At 50.5% G+C, this 1,409-nt stretch carries 1 rRNA gene; it reads left to right on the top strand.

The features are described from left to right. Positions 1–1,409: ribosomal RNA gene (locus tag Q1A86_RS21065) — 23S ribosomal RNA — on the top strand; the annotation flags it as partial.

Genomic DNA, 1,409 nt, shown 5'->3' with positions numbered 1-1,409 from the left:
ATGGGGGGACCATCCTCCAAGGCTAAATACTCCTGACTGACCGATAGTGAACCAGTACCGTGAGGGAAAGGCGAAAAGAACCCCTGTGAGGGGAGTGAAATAGAACCTGAAACCGTATACGTACAAGCAGTGGGAGCGGTTCTTGAGACCGTGACTGCGTACCTTTTGTATAATGGGTCAGCGACTTACATTTTGTAGCAAGGTTAAGCGAATAGCGGAGCCGTAGGGAAACCGAGTGTTAACTGCGCGTTTAGTTGCAAGGTGTAGACCCGAAACCCGGTGATCTAGCCATGGGCAGGTTGAAGATTGAGTAACATCAATTGGAGGACCGAACACACGTATGTTGAAAAATGCGGTGATGACTTGTGGCTGGGGGTGAAAGGCCAATCAAACCGGGAGATATCTGGTTCTCCTCGAAAGCTATTTAGGTAGCGCCTCGTACGAATACCATTGGGGGTAGAGCACTGTTAAGGCTAGGGGGTCATCCCGACTTACCAACCCTTTGCAAACTCCGAATACCAATGAGTACTATACGGGAGACACACGGCGGGTGCTAACGTCCGTCGTGAAAAGGGAAACAACCCAGACCATCAGCTAAGGTCCCAAAGTTATTGCTAAGTGGGAAACGATGTGGGAAGGCTTAGACAGCTAGGATGTTGGCTTAGAAGCAGCCATCATTTAAAGAAAGCGTAATAGCTCACTAGTCGAGTCGGCCTGCGCGGAAGATTTAACGGGGCTAAGCAATACACCGAAGCTATGGGTACTAGACTTTGTCTAGTGCGGTAGAGGAGCGTTCTGTAAGCCGTTGAAGGTGAAGGGGTAACCCACACTGGAGGTATCAGAAGTGCGAATGCTGACATGAGTAACGATAAAGGGGGTGAAAAACCTCCTCGCCGAAAGACCAAGGGTTCCTGTCCAACGTTAATCGGGGCAGGGTGAGTCGACCCCTAAGGCGAGGCCGAAAGGCGTAGTCGATGGGAAACGGGTTAATATTCCCGTACTTCTGCTAACTGCGATGGAGAGACGGAGAAGGCTAGGCTAGCGCGGCGTTGGTTGTCCGCGTTTAAGGTTGTAGGCTGTACACTTAGGCAAATCCGGGTGTACTTAAGGCTGAGAACTGATGACGAGGTCCTAAGGGACTGAAGTAGTTGATGCCATGCTTCCAGGAAAATCTTCTAAGCTTCAGGTTAGTAGGAATCGTACCCCAAACCGACACAGGTGGTCGGGTAGAGAATACCAAGGCGCTTGAGAGAACTCGGCTGAAGGAACTAGGCAAAATGGTACCGTAACTTCGGGAGAAGGTACGCTCTTAGTGGTGATGGGACTTGCTCCCTAAGCTGCCGAGAGTCGCAGATACCAGGTGGCTGCAACTGTTTATCAAAAACACAGTACTGTGCAAACTCGCAAGA

It is taken from the genome of uncultured Shewanella sp. (genome assembly GCF_947497935.1).
Classification (GTDB): Bacteria; Pseudomonadota; Gammaproteobacteria; order Enterobacterales; family Shewanellaceae; genus Shewanella.
Note: the sequence above shows the minus strand (reverse complement) of the source record. Positions and strands in the feature narration are given on the sequence as shown.